The organism is Pseudomonas chlororaphis subsp. chlororaphis (assembly GCF_003945765.1).
Taxonomy (GTDB): domain Bacteria; phylum Pseudomonadota; class Gammaproteobacteria; order Pseudomonadales; family Pseudomonadaceae; genus Aquipseudomonas; species Aquipseudomonas chlororaphis.
The window spans coordinates 5928275-5942877 of sequence record NZ_CP027712.1 but is presented as its reverse complement, the minus strand read 5'-3'; the positions used below and the strand labels follow the sequence as shown (position 1 = coordinate 5942877).

Sequence of the window (14603 nt, the reverse complement as noted above, 5' to 3'; positions counted from 1 at the left end):
CCAACACCGCCAGAGGGTTTCCCCGATGAAAACCGCCAGCATCAGAATCGCTGACCTGCTGCATCCAAGCGTTGCCGCGCTGATCTCGGTCATCGTCAATTACGGGGGAACCTTCATTCTGGTTTTCCAGGGGGCCAAGGCGGCCGGGCTGAGCCCGGAGCAGACCGCCTCGTGGATCTGGTCGATCTCGATCGGCGTCGGCCTGACCGGCGCCTGGCTGAGTTATCGCTACCGCGAGCCGATCATTACCGCCTGGTCGACACCGGGCGCGGCCTTCCTGATCGCGGTACTGCCGAGCACGCCTTACCCGGAAATGATCGGCGCCTTCATGCTGTCGGCTGCCGGCTTCGTGGTGCTGGGCATGTCGGGTTATTTCGAGCGGCTGGTGAAGCTGATCCCGCCGGGGATCGCGGCGGGCCTGCTGGCGGGCATTCTGTTGCGCTTCGGGATTGGCGCTTTCGACGGCGCGGGGGTCGATCCTTTGCTGGTGGGCGCGCTGCTGCTCAGCTATGTGCTGCTACGGCGCTTTACTGCGCGTTATGCGATTGTCGGGGTGTTGCTGATTGGCATCGTGCTGTTGCTCGGGTTGGGGCAGGTCAGTTTCGCCAGCCTCGAACTCAAGCCGGCCCTGCCGGTGCCGACCGTGCCGGTGTTCTCGCTGAATGCGCTGCTGAGCGTGGCCCTGCCGTTGTTTCTGATCACCCTGACCGGCCAGTACATGCCCGGCATGCTGGTGCTGCGCAACGATGGGTTCAAGACCAGTGCCAATCCGATTCTCACCGCCACCGGCCTGGGCTCCTTGCTGATGGCGCCGTTCGGTTCCCATGCGTTCAACGTCGCCGCCATTACCGCCGCCATCTGCACGGGCAAGGAGGCGCATGAAGAACCGGCCAAGCGTTATCTGGCCGGGCTCGCGTGTGGGGTGTTCTACCTGCTGGTGGGGATCTTCGGCAGCACCCTGGCGGCGCTGTTCGTGGTCCTGCCGGCGACCTTTATCACCACCCTGGCGGGCCTGGCCCTGCTGGGCGCGATCGGCGGCAGCCTCGCCACCGCGCTGGTCGAGCCGAGTGGCCGGGAAACCGCCTTGATCACCTTCCTGGCGACCGCCGCCAATATCACCTTGTTCGGGTTGGGCGGCGCATTCTGGGGCTTGCTGGCGGGGTTGCTGGCGCACGGCGTGATGCACGGACGGCTGCGGCCAGCCGGTCGCCATGAGCGCGCCTAATCGCCATGCATGGCCGTGGGGAGTGCGGCAGGCACCTGCCGAGAGCGGAGCCGATCACAGCCCCGCACTGACCCGGTCAGGCACTGTCAGCCATTCATGCTCTGGAAATGCGCGAGCATGCGCTGGGCATCCGGCGCCACGCCGCTGAACAGCTCGAACGCCTTCACCGCCTGAAACACCGCCATGTTGCCGCCGTCCAGGGTGCGGCAACCGAGGGCTCGGGCGTTGTGCAGCAGCTCGGTTTCCAGGGGGAAGTAGACGATCTCCGCGACCCACAATCCAGGACGCAGCAACTCGACCGGTACCGGCATGCCCGGCAGCTTGGCCATGCCCACGGGCGTGGTGTTCACCAGGCCGTCGGCGGCAGCCAGGGTGGCGGGCAGGTCGACGCCGGCCTTGGCCCGGCCGGGGCCGAAATGCTGGTTGAGGTTATCCGCCAGGCTCTGGGCGCGGGCGCTTTCCACGTCGAAGATGCTCAACTGCTGCACGCCTTCGCTGAGCAGCGCATGGGCCACCGCCGCACCGGCGCCGCCGGCGCCCATCTGCACCACGCGCGCGAGGGCCACGCCCTGCAAGCCGCGACGGAAACCCTCGGCAAAACCCAGGCAATCGGTGTTGTGGCCGATGCGCTTGCCGTCCTTGAGCACCACGGTGTTCACCGCGCCGATGCCGCGGGCTTCCGGCGACAGCTCGTCGAGCAGCGGGATGATGTTTTGCTTGCAGGGAAAGGTGATGTTCAACCCGGTGAAGTTCATGCGCTCGGCGGCCAGCAGCAGGTCGGGCAGGGCGTTGCTGTCGAGTTGCAGCTGGTCCAGGTCGATCAGCCGGTACAGATAACGCAGGCCCTGGGCGTCGCCTTCGTGCTCATGCAGCGCCGGGGTGCGCGAGGCCTGGATGCCGGCGCCGATCAGTCCGGCCAGTACTGTGTTCTGCTGGGTCATGCCTGGGCTCCTTGAAAACGCTGGCTGAAATGCGCCAGTGCCAGGCGATAGCCATGGCTGCCAAAGCCGCACATTACTGCTAGGGCGATGCCCGAGACAAAGGAGTGATGGCGGAACGGTTCGCGGGCGTGGACGTTCGACAGGTGCACTTCGATCACCGGCAACTCACTGGCCACCAGGGCATCGCGGATCGCCACCGAGGTGTGGGTCCAGGCCGCCGGGTTGATCACGATCCCGGCGCAACGGCCACGGGCGCCGTGAATCCAGTCCAGCAGTTCGCCTTCGTGGTTGGTCTGGCGAAACTCCACAGTCAGGCCGAACTCCTCGGCGGCACGTCCGCACTGGGCGGAAATGTCGGCCAGGGTCTCGTGACCATAGGTGGCGGGTTCGCGGGTGCCAAGCAGGTTCAGGTTCGGGCCGTTGAGCACCAGAACGATAGGGCGCATGGGGGGAGTTCTCCGTTGTTATTGTGGGCGTGGCTTGAGCGGCCAGCGGTTGGGGCTAAATTGTACTAACTAGTTAATTTGGTCAATTGCGACGGGAGAAGGCAAGGCAGGTCCTGTCATTAAGTGTTCGGTGATCGAACATGTTCATGCCGCTGCCAGCGAATTGCTTGCCGCCTGGCCAGGGTTGCCGGAGCTTGCGGACCGGCCTCAATCACGCCAGGCGAGGGTTCATCGATAAAGGTGGCAGCGCACAAGGCGCAGGCGTTGTCATGAAAGGGCGCAGCCACAAAAAAGCCGTCGCAGGGACGGCTTTTTTGTGGTTCGCGACAGGCCATCAACGCCGGGTCAGCAAGACCCCGGATTCCATGTGGTGGGTCCACGGGAACTGGTCGAACATCGCGCAGCGGGTGATGCGGTGGGTGTCGTGCAACTGGGCGATGTTGGCCGCCAGGGTTTGCGGGTTGCACGAGATGTACAGGATGTTGTCGAAGCGCCGGGTCAGCTCGCAGGTGTCCGGGTCCATGCCGGCGCGCGGCGGGTCGACGAACACGCTGCCGAACTCGTAGCTCTTCAGGTCCACGCCCTGCAGGCGGCGGAACGGACGCACTTCGTTCAAGGCTTCGGTCAGCTCTTCGGCGGACAGGCGCACCAGGGTGACGTTCTCCACCGCGTTTTCGCTGAGGTTGCTCAGGGCCGCGTTGACCGAGGTCTTGCTGATCTCGGTGGCCAGCACCTTGCGCACCCGGGTGGCCAGGGGCAGGGTGAAGTTGCCGTTGCCGCAGTACAGTTCCAGCAGGTCGTCCGGACGATCGCCCAGGGCGTCGTAGGCCCAGTTGAGCATCTTCTGGTTGACCGTGCCGTTGGGCTGGGTGAAGGCGCCTTCGGGCTGGCGGTAGCTGAAGGTGCGCCCGCCGACTTCGAGTTTCTCCACCACGTAATCGTGGCCGATCACTTCGCGCTTGCCCTTGGAACGGCCAATGACGCTGACGTTCAGGTCGGTCGCTAACTGGTTCGCCGCGGCGTGCCAGTGCTCGTCCAGCGGGCGGTGATAACACAGGGTGATCATCGCGTCGCCGGCCAGGGTGGTGAGGAACTCGACCTGGAACAGCTTGTGGCTCAAGGCGCTGCTGGCTTGCCAGGCGGCCTTGAGTCGCGGCATCAGCTGATTGATGCGCAGGCTGGCGATGGGGAATTCTTCGATCAGGATCGGCGTGCGTTTGTCTTCCTGGGAAAACATCGCGTAATGACGCTCGCCGGCTTCGCGCCACAGGCGGAACTCCGCGCGCAGGCGGAAGTGCTGCAACGGCGAATCGAAGACCTGTGGCTCGGGGGCATCGAACGGCGCCAGCAGTTCACGCAGGCGCGCGACCTTGTCGGCGAGCTGGGTGGCGTAAGCCTGGGAATCGAAAGTCATGCGTTGAACCAACCCAACTTGATCACAAACAATACCGACAGGATCACCAGCGGCGCGTTCAGCTCACGGGCGCGGCCCGACAGCAGCTTGATCGCGGTCCAGGCAATGAAGCCGAAGGCGATGCCGTTGGCGATGGAATAGGTGAACGGCATGGCCAGGGCGGTGACCACCACCGGCGCTGCGACCGTGATGTCGTCCCAGTCTATTTCCGCCAGGCCCGACGTCATCAGCACTGCGACGAACAGCAGGGCCGGGGCGGTGGCGAAAGCTGGCACGCTGGCCGCCAGCGGCGAGAAGAACAGCGCCAGGAGGAACAGGATCGCCACGACGATGGCGGTCAGGCCGGTACGGCCACCGGCGCTGACGCCGGCGGCGGATTCGATGTAGCTGGTGGTGGTCGAGGTGCCCAGCAGGGAGCCGGCCATGGCTGCGGTGCTGTCGGCAATCAGGGCCCGGCCCATTTTCGGCATGTGGCCGTCCTTGCCCATCAGGCCGGCGCGCTTGGCGACGCCGATCAGGGTGCCGGAGTTGTCGAACAGGTCGACGAACAGGAAGGCGAAGATCACGCTGACCAGGCCGATGTCCAGCGCGCCCTTGATGTCCAGTTGCAGGAAGGTCGGCGCCAGCGAAGGCGGCATCGAGGTCACGCCGCCGAACGGGGTGAAGCCCAGGGCGATGGAGACGATGGTCACCGAGAGGATGCCGATCAGGACCGCGCCGCGGACTTTCAGGGCTTCCAGGGCGACGATCAGGGCGAAGCCCAGGGTCGCGAGGATCGGGGCTGGTTGCTTCAGATCACCGAGGCCGACCATGGTCGCCGGGTTGCTGACCACGATGCCGGCGTTGTGCAGGGCGATCAGCGCCAGGAACAGGCCGATACCGGCGGCGATCGCCGAGCGCAGCGGCAGCGGGATGCTGTTGATGATCCATTCGCGGATCTTGAAGATCGACAGCAGGAAGAACAGCACCGCCGAAATGAACACCGCGCCCAGCGCCACTTGCCAGGTATGGCCCATGTGCAGGACCACGGTGTAGGTGAAGAAGGCGTTCAGGCCCATGCCTGGAGCCAGGGCGATCGGGTAGTTGGCGATCAGGCCCATCACGGTCGAGCCGATGGCGGCGGCCAGGCAGGTGGCGACAAACACCGCACCCTTGTCCATGCCGGTCTCGCCGAGGATGCTCGGGTTGACGAAGAGAATGTAGGCCATGGCCAGGAAGGTGGTGAGGCCCGCGAGAATCTCGGTCCGCACATTGGTGTTGTGTGCCTTGAGTTGAAACAGCCTTTCCAGCATGTCTGCTCCCCGTGGCGCGCAGGGCGCCGTGAATGTATCGACCCAGACAGCAAAGCACAGACCCTGAAAAAGCGTCCGGGGATTTTGTGCGGGTCGGAAAAAGCCGCGCATCATACCAGCAGCGCAGGGCTATGGCTGCGATCCTCGGCGATGTTTTGCCCGAGTGGCGACTGGGGCATACTGCGCCGACGTTTTGGGGGGACTTATGCACAGCACGATAAAAACGATGGCCCTGGCGGTAGTGGCCAGCAGCCTGTGGTTGGGCACGGCGCCGGCCATGGCCCGTTCCGCGCCACCCTTGAGCCAGGTGGAAATCCTCAAGGTCGAGTCGCAGTCCTGCGGCCTGGAGGATGTGTCGGACGGACGCGACAAGACCGCCTGCGATCACCAGGGCCCGAACATCAAGGTGTACGTGCTGGAAATCGGCTATGGCCGCCAGCCCCGGGTGACACTGGACGGCTTCGAGGTCAACGGCACGCGCGCGGCGGTCTGCGAAGAGGGGTCCAGCCTGGTGCCGTGCGGCAACTCCGGGGTCACCGTCGGCTACATCTATACCTTCGACCTGGCTGGCAAGCAGGAAGGCACCTTTACCTTCAGCAACACCTCGCTCAACGCGCCGGGCAACAGCATGAGCGCGCAGATCTACATCAAGTGACGGCCGTGTCCGAACGCGGAGGGCTTTAAAGCTGACTAAGCTTTAAAGACCCTACCGCGGACACAGCCCATGACCTTTAGAGCCCTGATTCCCCTCGCCGAGGGTGTCGACGACCTGCAAAGCGTGACCCTGATCGATGTGCTGCGCCGTGCTCAAGTCGAAGTGCTGGTGGCCAGTATCGAAGGGCGGCGCATGCTCACCTGCGCCCGCGGCACCCGGATGACCGCCGACGGCATGCTGGTGGATGTGCTGGCCCAGAACTTCGACCTGATTGTGCTGCCCGGTGGCGCTGTCGGCGCGCAGCACCTGGCGGCCCATCAACCCCTGATGCAATTGGTCAAGGACCAGGCCGCCGCCGGGCGCCTGTTCGCCGGCATCGCCGAAGCGCCGGCCCTGGCCTTGCAGAGTTACGGGGTGCTGCGCCAGCGGCGCATGACCTGCCTGCCCAGCGCCAGCCATCAGCTGTCGGGCTGCAACTTCGTCGACCAGCCGGTGGTGGTGGATGGCAACTGCATCACCGCGCAAGGCTCGGGGGCGGCCCTGAGTTTTGCCCTGACCCTGGTGGAACAACTGTGCGGCAGGGGCCGGCGGACGGTGGTGGAGGGGGAGTTGCTGGTTTAGGGTGCTATCCAGCGAAACGTCTTTATTACTGGCTTCCGACTTTCAGTCGGAAGCCAGTAATAAAGACTCACGAACCCTTTCTTGTCCTTGATCTCTGTCTAACCCTATAGTCCTGACCGTCGCTTTGAAATCTGCGATCGGGTTTGGTCACCCGCAAATAAGAAGGCTTTGTTGCATTCAAGCTTTGTGGGCACTGGATTGTTGTTCAGTTCAGTGGGTTCATGACCAATAAGGATTTGCCGATGAATATCTCAACAGACACTCCCCGCTTTCTCCCGCTCAAATCCAACATAAACAACCCAGGAGTTTTCTTCATTGATGCTCGCGCGTCTTCGGAAGACCTGCACGCCGCTGCACAACAGCGCATCCGCGCTGCCGCCAACCTGTTGGAAACTTTGAACTGCCTGAACTTCAGCCATGGTGACGTGAAAGACATTCCGCACATTATCGATGTGCTCTATGTGCTGACTCAGGACGGTTGCGACCTGCTGGAGGTGGCACAGCGACGAGCCTTTATCTAGGCCTAGCTGAGTCGTTGAGCCTTATGCCTGGCCGCTTCCAGCAGGAGCGGCCTCGGTCTTCGCCTCTTCCACCGGCCCATGCATGCGATCGCGACGGGCCAGGGTCGGGAACAGTTTTATCCACACCCCGGTCACCAGCAGGGTGCCGACTCCGCCCAGCACCACCGCCGGCACGGTGCCGAACCAGTGGGCGGTGAGCCCGGACTCGAACTCGCCGAGCTGGTTGGAAGCGCCGATGAACAGGCCGTTGACGGCGCTGACCCGGCCGCGCATTTCGTCCGGGGTTTCCAGTTGCACGAAGGAGGCGCGGATCACCATGCTGATCATGTCCGCCGCGCCCAGCACCACCAGCACCGCAAGCGAAAACCAGAACGAGGTCGACAGGCCGAAGGCGATGGTGGCGACGCCGAACACGCCGACAGCGGTGAACATCACCCGGCCGACATGGCGGTCGACCGCAAAGCGCGCCAGCCACAGCGACATCAGCAGCGCCCCCACCGCCGGTGCCGAGCGCAGCAGGCCCAGGCCCCAGGCGCCGGTGAGCAGGATGTCCTTGGCGAACACCGGCAGCAGGGCGGTGGCGCCGCCCAGCAATACGGCGAACAGGTCCAGGGAGATCGCCCCGAGAATGTCCGGGCGGCTGCGAATGAAGCGTACCCCGGCGAGCAGCGAGTCCAGGGTGGCCTTGCCCTTGTTCAGCGGCGTCTGCCGCGCGGGCAGGTTGAGCATCAGGCAGCAGGCGATCACATACAGCAGCACGGTCGGGCCATAAACCCATACGCTGCCAAAGGCGTAGAGCAGGCCGCCGAGGGCCGGCGCGACGATGGTCGCCGATTGCTGGGCGGACTGCGCGGCTGCCACGGCGCGGGGGAACAGCGCGCTGGGCACGATGCTCGGCAGCAGCGCCTGGGTGGTCGGCATCTCGAAGGAGCGGGCGGCGCCCAGCAGGAACGCGAGGATGAAGATCATCTCGCGAGTGACGTTATGGGTGGCGCTGCCGATGGCCAGGGACAGGGCGATCAGCGCCTGCAGCGACTGGCAGATGGCTGCCACCTTGCGTCGGTCATAGCGGTCCGCCACATGCCCGGTGTGCAGCATGAACAGCACCCGCGGCGCGAACTCCACCAGCCCGACCAGGCCCAGGTCGAGCACGTTGCCGGTCAGTTGGTAGAGGTTCCAGCCGATGGCCACGGTGAGCATCTGGAAGCCGCTGGCGGTGAAGATCCGCGCCAGCCAGAAAGCAATGAACGGACGGTGATGGCGAAGCAGCAGAGGGTGTTGGCTGGGCATCTGAAAGGCAGGTCTGGGCGTGGAGTAAGGCGAGGTTATCACCAAGATGTAACCAATAGTTGCAGAATCGTTAGCCCCGCATCTATCCCGTTTATTCGAAATAGCCCAATCCCTGTAGCCGCTGCCGCAGGCTGCGATAAGGGCCGAAGGACCTTCGACGGAGCAGAAATCGCCACGACCGTTCCGGTCGATCGCAGCCTGCGGCAGCGGCTACAGGGAGAGCAAAACTTCGGGGAAACCCCGTGCTTGACGTGGTGAGGCAACCTGTCACGCGACAAAAGACCACACAAACCAACGGCGAAAATGCGACTACTCTTTCAGCGTTGATTGATCCAGATCAAAACCTTTTGCAAGGTTGGGTCTGGTGGCCTGATGGCCAGACTCCCTGCGTTGCGATGGGTTTAAAAAGAACGAATTCGAATTCGCCACACTCCAGATCCGTGGGGGCAGTGGGTGCAGGCCTCCAGCCGGCAGCCGGTATTACCTGACAGAGGAAAGCTTATGTTCGGTTTGGAGGCACTAGATCTCGCCCGAATTCAGTTCGCGTTCACCATCTCGTTCCACATCCTGTTCCCCGCCATCACCATCGGTCTGGCGAGCTACCTGGCGGTGCTCGAAGGTTTGTGGCTCAAGACCCGCGACGATACCTACCGTGACCTGTACCACTTCTGGTCGAAGATCTTCGCCGTCAACTTCGGCATGGGGGTGGTCTCGGGCCTGGTCATGGCCTACCAGTTCGGCACCAACTGGAGCCGCTTCTCCGATTTTGCCGGCTCCGTTACCGGGCCGCTGCTGACGTACGAAGTGCTCACCGCATTCTTCCTCGAAGCCGGCTTCCTCGGCGTGATGCTGTTCGGCTGGAACCGGGTCGGGCGCAAGCTGCACTTCTTCGCCACCGTGATGGTGGCCATCGGTACGCTGATTTCGACCTTCTGGATTCTCTCGTCCAACAGCTGGATGCAGACCCCGCAAGGCTACGAAATCATCGACGGCCGAGTGATTCCAGTGGACTGGCTGGCGGTGGTGTTCAACCCGTCGTTCCCGTACCGCCTGGCGCACATGGCCACGGCCGCCTTTGTCGCCACCGCGTTCTTCGTCGGTTCGTCCGCTGCCTGGCATCTGCTGCGCGGCCGCGATAACCCGGCAATCCGCCGCATGCTGTCGATGGCCATGTGGATGGCCCTGATCGTCGCGCCGATCCAGGCCGTGATCGGCGACTTCCACGGCCTCAATACCCTCAAGCACCAGCCGGCGAAAATCGCCGCGATCGAAGGGCATTGGGAAAACGTCGGTAACGAGCCGACTCCGCTGATCCTGTTCGGCTGGCCGGACATGAAGGCTGAAAAGACCAAGTTCGCCGTCGAGATCCCGTATCTGGGCAGCCTCATCCTCACCCACTCGCTGGATAAACAGGTGCCGGCGCTCAAGGAGTTCCCGCCAGAGGACCGGCCGAATTCGACCATCGTGTTCTGGTCGTTCCGGATCATGGTCGGCCTGGGCATGCTGATGATCCTCACCGGCCTGTGGAGCCTGTGGCTGCGCAAGCGTGACCGCATCTACCAGAACCGTGCGTTCCTGTACCTGGCGCTGTGGATGGGCCCGTCCGGCCTGATCGCGATCCTCGCCGGCTGGTTCACCACCGAGATCGGCCGCCAGCCGTGGGTGGTCTACGGGCTGATGCGTACCGCGGACGCTTCGTCCGGGCATAGCCTGATGCAGATGAGCATCACCCTGGCGCTGTTTGTCGTGGTGTATTTCTCGCTGTTCGGGGTCGGTATCGGCTACATGATGCGCCTGGTGCGCAAAGGGCCGAAGACCAACGAAGGCGCGGAAGTCAGCCACGGTGGTCCTGGCCAGAAACGCACGCCGGCCCGTCCGCTGTCGGCCGCCGACGACGATGCCGAAGACAACGGCACCAGCCTGAACAAGGGGAATTGAGTCATGGGTATCGATCTTCCGCTGATCTGGGCCGTGATCATCATCTTCGGCATCATGATGTACGTGGTCATGGACGGGTTCGACCTGGGGATCGGGATTCTCTTCCCGTTCGTCAAGGACTCCCGCGACCGTGACGTGATGATGAACACCGTCGCCCCGGTCTGGGACGGCAACGAAACCTGGCTGGTGCTGGGCGGTGCCGCGCTGTTCGGCGCCTTCCCGCTGGCCTATTCGGTGGTGCTCTCGGCGCTGTACATGCCGCTGATCCTGATGCTCATCGGCCTGATCTTCCGCGGCGTGGCCTTCGAGTTCCGCTTCAAGGCCAAGGAAGCCAAGCGCCACATCTGGGACAAGGCGTTCATCGGCGGTTCGGTGGCGGCGACCTTCTTCCAGGGGCTGGCGCTGGGCGCCTTCATCGATGGCCTGCCGGTGGTCGACCGCCAGTACGCCGGCGGTTCGCTGGACTGGTTCACACCGTTCACCCTGTTCTGCGGTGTCGCGCTGGTGGTGGCCTATGCCTTGCTCGGCTGCACCTGGCTGATCATGAAGACCGAAGGCAAGCTGCAGGAGCAGATGCATGACCTGGCGCGGCCGTTGGCTTTCGTGCTGCTGGCGGTGATCGGTGTCGTCAGTATCTGGACGCCGCTGGCCCACCCGGAAATCGCTTCGCGCTGGTTCACCCTGCCGAACCTGTTCTGGTTCCTGCCGGTGCCGATCCTGGTGCTGGTGACCATGTACGGCCTGCTGCGCGCGGTGGCCCGCAATGCTCACTACACGCCGTTCCTGCTGACCCTGGTGCTGATCTTCCTCGGCTACAGCGGCCTGGGCATCAGCCTGTGGCCGAACATCGTGCCGCCGTCGATCTCGATCTGGGACGCCGCCGCGCCGCCGCAAAGCCAGGGTTTCATGCTGGTGGGCACGCTGTTCATCATCCCGTTCATCCTGGGTTACACCTTCTGGAGCTACTACGTGTTCCGCGGCAAGGTCACCCACGAAGACGGCTACCACTAGTCAATGCGCCGCTCCCCGCGCGGGAGCGGACCTGCTCGCGATGGCGCCCCGAGCGACGCCATCGTCTCCATTCCGAGAGGAGTATTCGATGATGGCTGGTAAACCCACGTTGCAGGAAATCGAAGAAGCCGAGAAAAAACCGCTCTGGCAGCGCCTGGGCTGGCTCGCCGGGATCTGGGTCGGCAGCGTGCTGGCGCTGTTTATCGTCGCCAGCCTGATGCGCATGTTCATGAACGCCGCGGGCCTGACCACACACTGATTTTTACTACCGCTCATCCCATCCCGTTGCCTTGCGGCACGGTTTTATAGCCCTCCTCTGGAGGGTTTTTTTTGGTCTGGGGTTGCTACGTTTTTTCTTTCGTAGGAGCAGCCGGTCGAGGCTCGATTGCTCGCGATGAACGATAACGCAGTGCTTCAGGCATTCCGCGTGGCACGTATCGCGAGCAAGCTTCGCTCCTACAGAGAGGGGATTATTTGCGGGCTTTGAGGATCACGAACTTGGGCGTGGCGGCCACTTGCTCGACGCCGCGGAACAGCCGCGCCAGCTTGCTGTGATAACCCAGGTGGCGGTTGCCGACGATGTACAGCGCGCCGCCCACTACCAGGGCTTCGCGGGCCTGCTGGAACATGCGCCAGGCGAGGAAGTCGCCGACCACCTGTTGCTGGTGGAAGGGCGGGTTGCACAGCACCACGTCCAGCGACTGCGGTTCCTGGCCGGCCAGGCCATCGCCGGCGCGCACGGTCACTTCGCGCTTGCCCAGGGTCGCACGCCAGTTCTCCAGGGCCGACTGCACGGCCATGAAGGATTCGTCCACCAGGGTGTAATGGGCGTCGGGGTTGTGCAGGGCGCTGGCGATGGCCAGCACGCCGTTGCCGCACCCCAGGTCCGCGACCCGGGCCTTGCCGAGGTTTTTCGGCAGGTGCGGGAGGAAGGCGCGGGTGCCGATGTCCAGGCCTTCGCGGCAGAACACGTTGGCGTGGTTGAGCAGCTCGATGGCGGGCTCGTCGAGCTTGTAGCGGGTCGGGTAGGGCGAAACCGCCGGGGTTTTCGCCTCCGGGGTGGCGATCAGTAAACGGGCTTTTTTCACCGCCAGCGAAGCCTGTACCGGGCCGATATAGCGTTCCAGCAGGTCGCCGGCGGCCCGCGGCAGGTGCTTGACCATCGCCGCCGCCACCACCTGGGCGCCCGGGGCCAGTTGGCCTTGCAGGCGGATCAGCTGTTCTTCCAGCAGGGCCAGGGTCTTGGGCACGCGGATCAGTACGCGGTCGAACGGCCCGGTCAACGGCTCGCTGGCCGGTACCACTGTTACGGCGTCGAATGGCAGGCCATTGCGCACCAGGTTTTTCTCCAGCGCCTGCGCGCCGAGAAACGAATCGCCGCTGCTCTGCACCTGTACGCGTCCGACCAGGCTGGCCGCCAGCGCGCCGAAACTGTCGTTGAGCACCAGCACCCGGGTGTCCGCCGTCGGCTGCTGTTCGGCCAGGTGATTGAGCAGGTACTCGTCCGCCGCGTCGAAAGCTTGCAGGGGCTCGTTCTGTTGTTCGGGCTGGCGGATCAGGTCGAGCTGGGCGAAGGGGCTTTCGAGCAGGGGCATGGGACGGACTCTTGGTAATCGGTGAATGTCCTGCCGGCGGGAGGGGCGCGATGCGGGCTGGACCGTTCGGGCAGGTGGCGCGCAGGCCGCGTGGCAGGTGCCCGAAGAGGGGGCCAATGGTACGTTTTTTTGCGCTCGATTGCCCGCGCTCTATGCCATTACAAACCGCCGGTGTTTCTGCCGCGCGCTTTGCGGGACACTAAGGGCATTCGCTTATTGGAGCCTGCCATGACTGCCAGTGCAGAAAAATACACGCGCCAGACCTTGCTCGACGTCCAGCCCCTGACTCCCAGCCTGTTTACCCTGCGCGCCACGCGGGACGCGAGTTTTCGCTTTCGCGCCGGGCAATTCGCCCGGCTGGGGGTGACCAAGGCCGATGGCAGCACGGTGTGGCGTGCGTACTCCATGGTGTCTTCGCCCTTCGACGAGTTTCTCGAGTTCTTCTCCATCGTCGTGCCTGGCGGTGAGTTCACCAGCGAGCTGAGCCGGCTGGGGGAGGGCGATACCCTGATGGTGGACCGGCAGGCGTTCGGTTATCTGACCCTGGACCGTTTCGTCGATGGCCGCGACCTCTGGCTGCTGTCCACCGGCACCGGGATCGCGCCTTTTGTTTCGATCCTGCAGGATTTCGAAGTCTGGGAGAAATTCGAGCGGATCATCCTGGTCTACAGCGTGCGCGAAGCCAAGGAACTGGCTTATCAGCAATTGCTGGCCGAGCTGAAACAGCGCGATTATCTGGCGGAAGTTGCCCACAAGCTGCAAGTCATCACCACGGTGACCCGTGAACAGCATCCGGGCAGCCTCAACGGGCGGATCACCCATCTGATCGAGAGCGGCGAACTGGAACGGGTCGCTGGCGTACCCCTGAGCGCCGAGCACTCGCGAGTGATGCTCTGCGGCAACCCTCAGATGATCGACGACACCCGCGCCTTGCTCAAACAACGGGACATGCACCTGAGCCTGACCCGACGGCCCGGGCAGGTGGCGGTGGAAAACTACTGGTAAAAAAATGGCGCCGCCTGCAATACCAGCAGGGGCGCCGTTTTGTTGCGGCAGGAGTCTCAGGGCTTGTTGTTCTGCGCCTTGAGCAGGTCGCGGATCTCGCCCAGCAGTTCTTCTTCCTTGGTCGGAACCGGCGGCAGGGTTGGCGCCACGGCCTCTTCGCGCTTCAGGCGGTTGATCGCCTTCACACCCATGAAGATGGCAAAGGCAACGATGATGAAGTCGATCAGGCTCTGGATGAATTTGCCGTAGGCCAGCACCACGGCCGGCGTCTCGCCGACAGCGTCCTTGAGCGTGATCGCCAGATCACTGAAGTCCACCCCACCGATCAGCAAGCCGATTGGCGGCATCACCACATCACCAACAAACGACGAGACGATCTTGCCGAATGCGGCGCCGATGATAATACCGACGGCCATGTCGACCACATTACCTTTGACCGCGAAGGCCTTGAACTCACTTAGCACGCCCATAGGTTATTCCTTGTTACAGATGAGGTTGGTGAACGCAGTGTAATTCAGCACAAGGCATCTTGCTTGCAACAACTGCTTACAGCGTTCGCAGTTATCGACCGAGTTAACGGCAAATAGTTTACAAAGTGCCATCAATCGCGCGCGAAATACCCGCGCTTGCTCTTACATACCAGAATATT

The 14603-nt window shown here is 63.5% G+C and carries 15 protein-coding genes; 8 read left to right on the top strand and 7 right to left on the bottom strand.

The features are described from left to right. Positions 1-25 precede the first annotated feature (25 nt). Positions 26-1225, top strand: a complete 1200-nt coding sequence (locus C4K27_RS26985; protein ID WP_053262764.1) for a benzoate/H(+) symporter BenE family transporter — start codon at positions 26-28, stop codon at positions 1223-1225. Positions 1226-1311: 86 nt separating this feature from the next. Here C4K27_RS26985 and C4K27_RS26980 read toward each other — a convergent pair whose 3' ends face one another. The 4 genes from C4K27_RS26980 to C4K27_RS26965 all read right to left on the bottom strand — a co-directional run bounded on the left by C4K27_RS26980 (position 1312) and on the right by C4K27_RS26965 (position 5318). Beyond that, positions 1312-2166 (bottom strand): shikimate dehydrogenase, encoded by an 855-nt coding sequence (locus tag C4K27_RS26980; protein ID WP_053262763.1) that lies wholly within the window; start codon positions 2164-2166, stop codon positions 1312-1314. Further along, complete coding sequence (gene aroQ, locus C4K27_RS26975; RefSeq protein ID WP_053262762.1) at positions 2163-2612, bottom strand: type II 3-dehydroquinate dehydratase; 450 nt, start codon at positions 2610-2612, stop codon at positions 2163-2165. Before aroQ ends, C4K27_RS26980 begins: the two co-directional genes overlap by 4 nt. A gap of 334 nt (positions 2613-2946) precedes the next feature. Beyond that, entirely contained in the window at positions 2947-4026 is a 1080-nt protein-coding gene (trmA, locus tag C4K27_RS26970) for a tRNA (uridine(54)-C5)-methyltransferase TrmA (RefSeq protein ID WP_053262761.1), read from the bottom strand. After that, positions 4023-5318 carry an NCS2 family permease gene (locus C4K27_RS26965; protein WP_009045742.1) on the bottom strand — a complete coding sequence of 432 codons (1296 nt, stop codon included), beginning with the start codon at positions 5316-5318 and terminating at the stop codon, positions 4023-4025. The genes trmA and C4K27_RS26965 overlap by 4 nt, the downstream gene beginning before the upstream one ends. A gap of 205 nt (positions 5319-5523) precedes the next feature. On the opposite strand from C4K27_RS26965, the gene C4K27_RS26960 reads away from it, so the two are divergent. The 3 genes from C4K27_RS26960 (at position 5524) to C4K27_RS26950 (ending at position 7115) form a co-directional block, all read left to right on the top strand. Next, the gene (locus C4K27_RS26960; RefSeq protein WP_053262760.1) at positions 5524-5973 is read left to right on the top strand and encodes a DUF4879 domain-containing protein; all 450 of its coding nucleotides are present in this window, start codon (positions 5524-5526) and stop codon (positions 5971-5973) included. Between the two features lie 69 nt (positions 5974-6042). After that, on the top strand, positions 6043-6594 hold the full coding sequence (locus tag C4K27_RS26955; protein ID WP_009050978.1) for a DJ-1 family glyoxalase III: 552 nt from the start codon (positions 6043-6045) through the stop codon (positions 6592-6594). A gap of 242 nt (positions 6595-6836) precedes the next feature. Further along, positions 6837-7115: a hypothetical protein gene (locus C4K27_RS26950; protein WP_053262759.1), complete on the top strand. Its 279-nt coding sequence runs from the start codon at positions 6837-6839 to the stop codon at positions 7113-7115. 21 nt (positions 7116-7136) lie between these two features. On the opposite strand, the gene C4K27_RS26945 is transcribed toward C4K27_RS26950, so the two are convergent. After that, complete coding sequence (locus C4K27_RS26945) at positions 7137-8405, bottom strand: MFS transporter (protein WP_053262758.1); 1269 nt, start codon at positions 8403-8405, stop codon at positions 7137-7139. Positions 8406-8906: 501 nt separating this feature from the next. Between C4K27_RS26945 and C4K27_RS26940 the strand changes: the two genes are divergently transcribed. From C4K27_RS26940 to C4K27_RS26930, 3 genes are all read left to right on the top strand, one after another. Next, complete coding sequence (locus C4K27_RS26940) at positions 8907-10343, top strand: cytochrome ubiquinol oxidase subunit I (RefSeq protein WP_053262757.1); 1437 nt, start codon at positions 8907-8909, stop codon at positions 10341-10343. Between the two features lie 3 nt (positions 10344-10346). After that, positions 10347-11354: a cytochrome d ubiquinol oxidase subunit II gene (gene cydB, locus C4K27_RS26935; RefSeq protein WP_053262756.1), complete on the top strand. Its 1008-nt coding sequence runs from the start codon at positions 10347-10349 to the stop codon at positions 11352-11354. Positions 11355-11445: 91 nt separating this feature from the next. After that, positions 11446-11613, top strand: coding sequence for a DUF2474 domain-containing protein (locus C4K27_RS26930; RefSeq protein ID WP_023969448.1), 168 nt, complete (start codon positions 11446-11448; stop codon positions 11611-11613). Positions 11614-11824: 211 nt separating this feature from the next. Here C4K27_RS26930 and C4K27_RS26925 read toward each other — a convergent pair whose 3' ends face one another. Next, a complete protein-coding gene (locus C4K27_RS26925) occupies positions 11825-12949 on the bottom strand; it encodes a methyltransferase (protein WP_053262755.1) in 1125 nt (374 codons plus the stop codon). Positions 12950-13177: 228 nt separating this feature from the next. Between C4K27_RS26925 and C4K27_RS26920 the strand changes: the two genes are divergently transcribed. Then, positions 13178-13954, top strand: coding sequence for a ferredoxin--NADP reductase (locus C4K27_RS26920; RefSeq protein ID WP_053262754.1), 777 nt, complete (start codon positions 13178-13180; stop codon positions 13952-13954). 56 nt (positions 13955-14010) lie between these two features. Here C4K27_RS26920 and mscL read toward each other — a convergent pair whose 3' ends face one another. Beyond that, positions 14011-14424 carry a large-conductance mechanosensitive channel protein MscL gene (gene mscL, locus C4K27_RS26915; protein ID WP_053262753.1) on the bottom strand — a complete coding sequence of 138 codons (414 nt, stop codon included), beginning with the start codon at positions 14422-14424 and terminating at the stop codon, positions 14011-14013. Positions 14425-14603: the final 179 nt, after the last annotated feature.

Coding starts and splice junctions, on each gene's coding strand:
- C4K27_RS26985 (WP_053262764.1), top strand. CDS start 26: ATGAAAACCGCCAGCATCAGAATCGCTGACCTGCTGCATCCAAGCGTT.
- C4K27_RS26980 (WP_053262763.1), bottom strand. CDS start 2,166: ATGACCCAGCAGAACACAGTACTGGCCGGACTGATCGGCGCCGGCATC.
- aroQ (WP_053262762.1), bottom strand. CDS start 2,612: ATGCGCCCTATCGTTCTGGTGCTCAACGGCCCGAACCTGAACCTGCTT.
- trmA (WP_053262761.1), bottom strand. CDS start 4,026: ATGACTTTCGATTCCCAGGCTTACGCCACCCAGCTCGCCGACAAGGTC.
- C4K27_RS26965 (WP_009045742.1), bottom strand. CDS start 5,318: ATGCTGGAAAGGCTGTTTCAACTCAAGGCACACAACACCAATGTGCGG.
- C4K27_RS26960 (WP_053262760.1), top strand. CDS start 5,524: ATGCACAGCACGATAAAAACGATGGCCCTGGCGGTAGTGGCCAGCAGC.
- C4K27_RS26955 (WP_009050978.1), top strand. CDS start 6,043: ATGACCTTTAGAGCCCTGATTCCCCTCGCCGAGGGTGTCGACGACCTG.
- C4K27_RS26950 (WP_053262759.1), top strand. CDS start 6,837: ATGAATATCTCAACAGACACTCCCCGCTTTCTCCCGCTCAAATCCAAC.
- C4K27_RS26945 (WP_053262758.1), bottom strand. CDS start 8,405: ATGCCCAGCCAACACCCTCTGCTGCTTCGCCATCACCGTCCGTTCATT.
- C4K27_RS26940 (WP_053262757.1), top strand. CDS start 8,907: ATGTTCGGTTTGGAGGCACTAGATCTCGCCCGAATTCAGTTCGCGTTC.
- cydB (WP_053262756.1), top strand. CDS start 10,347: ATGGGTATCGATCTTCCGCTGATCTGGGCCGTGATCATCATCTTCGGC.
- C4K27_RS26930 (WP_023969448.1), top strand. CDS start 11,446: ATGGCTGGTAAACCCACGTTGCAGGAAATCGAAGAAGCCGAGAAAAAA.
- C4K27_RS26925 (WP_053262755.1), bottom strand. CDS start 12,949: ATGCCCCTGCTCGAAAGCCCCTTCGCCCAGCTCGACCTGATCCGCCAG.
- C4K27_RS26920 (WP_053262754.1), top strand. CDS start 13,178: ATGACTGCCAGTGCAGAAAAATACACGCGCCAGACCTTGCTCGACGTC.
- mscL (WP_053262753.1), bottom strand. CDS start 14,424: ATGGGCGTGCTAAGTGAGTTCAAGGCCTTCGCGGTCAAAGGTAATGTG.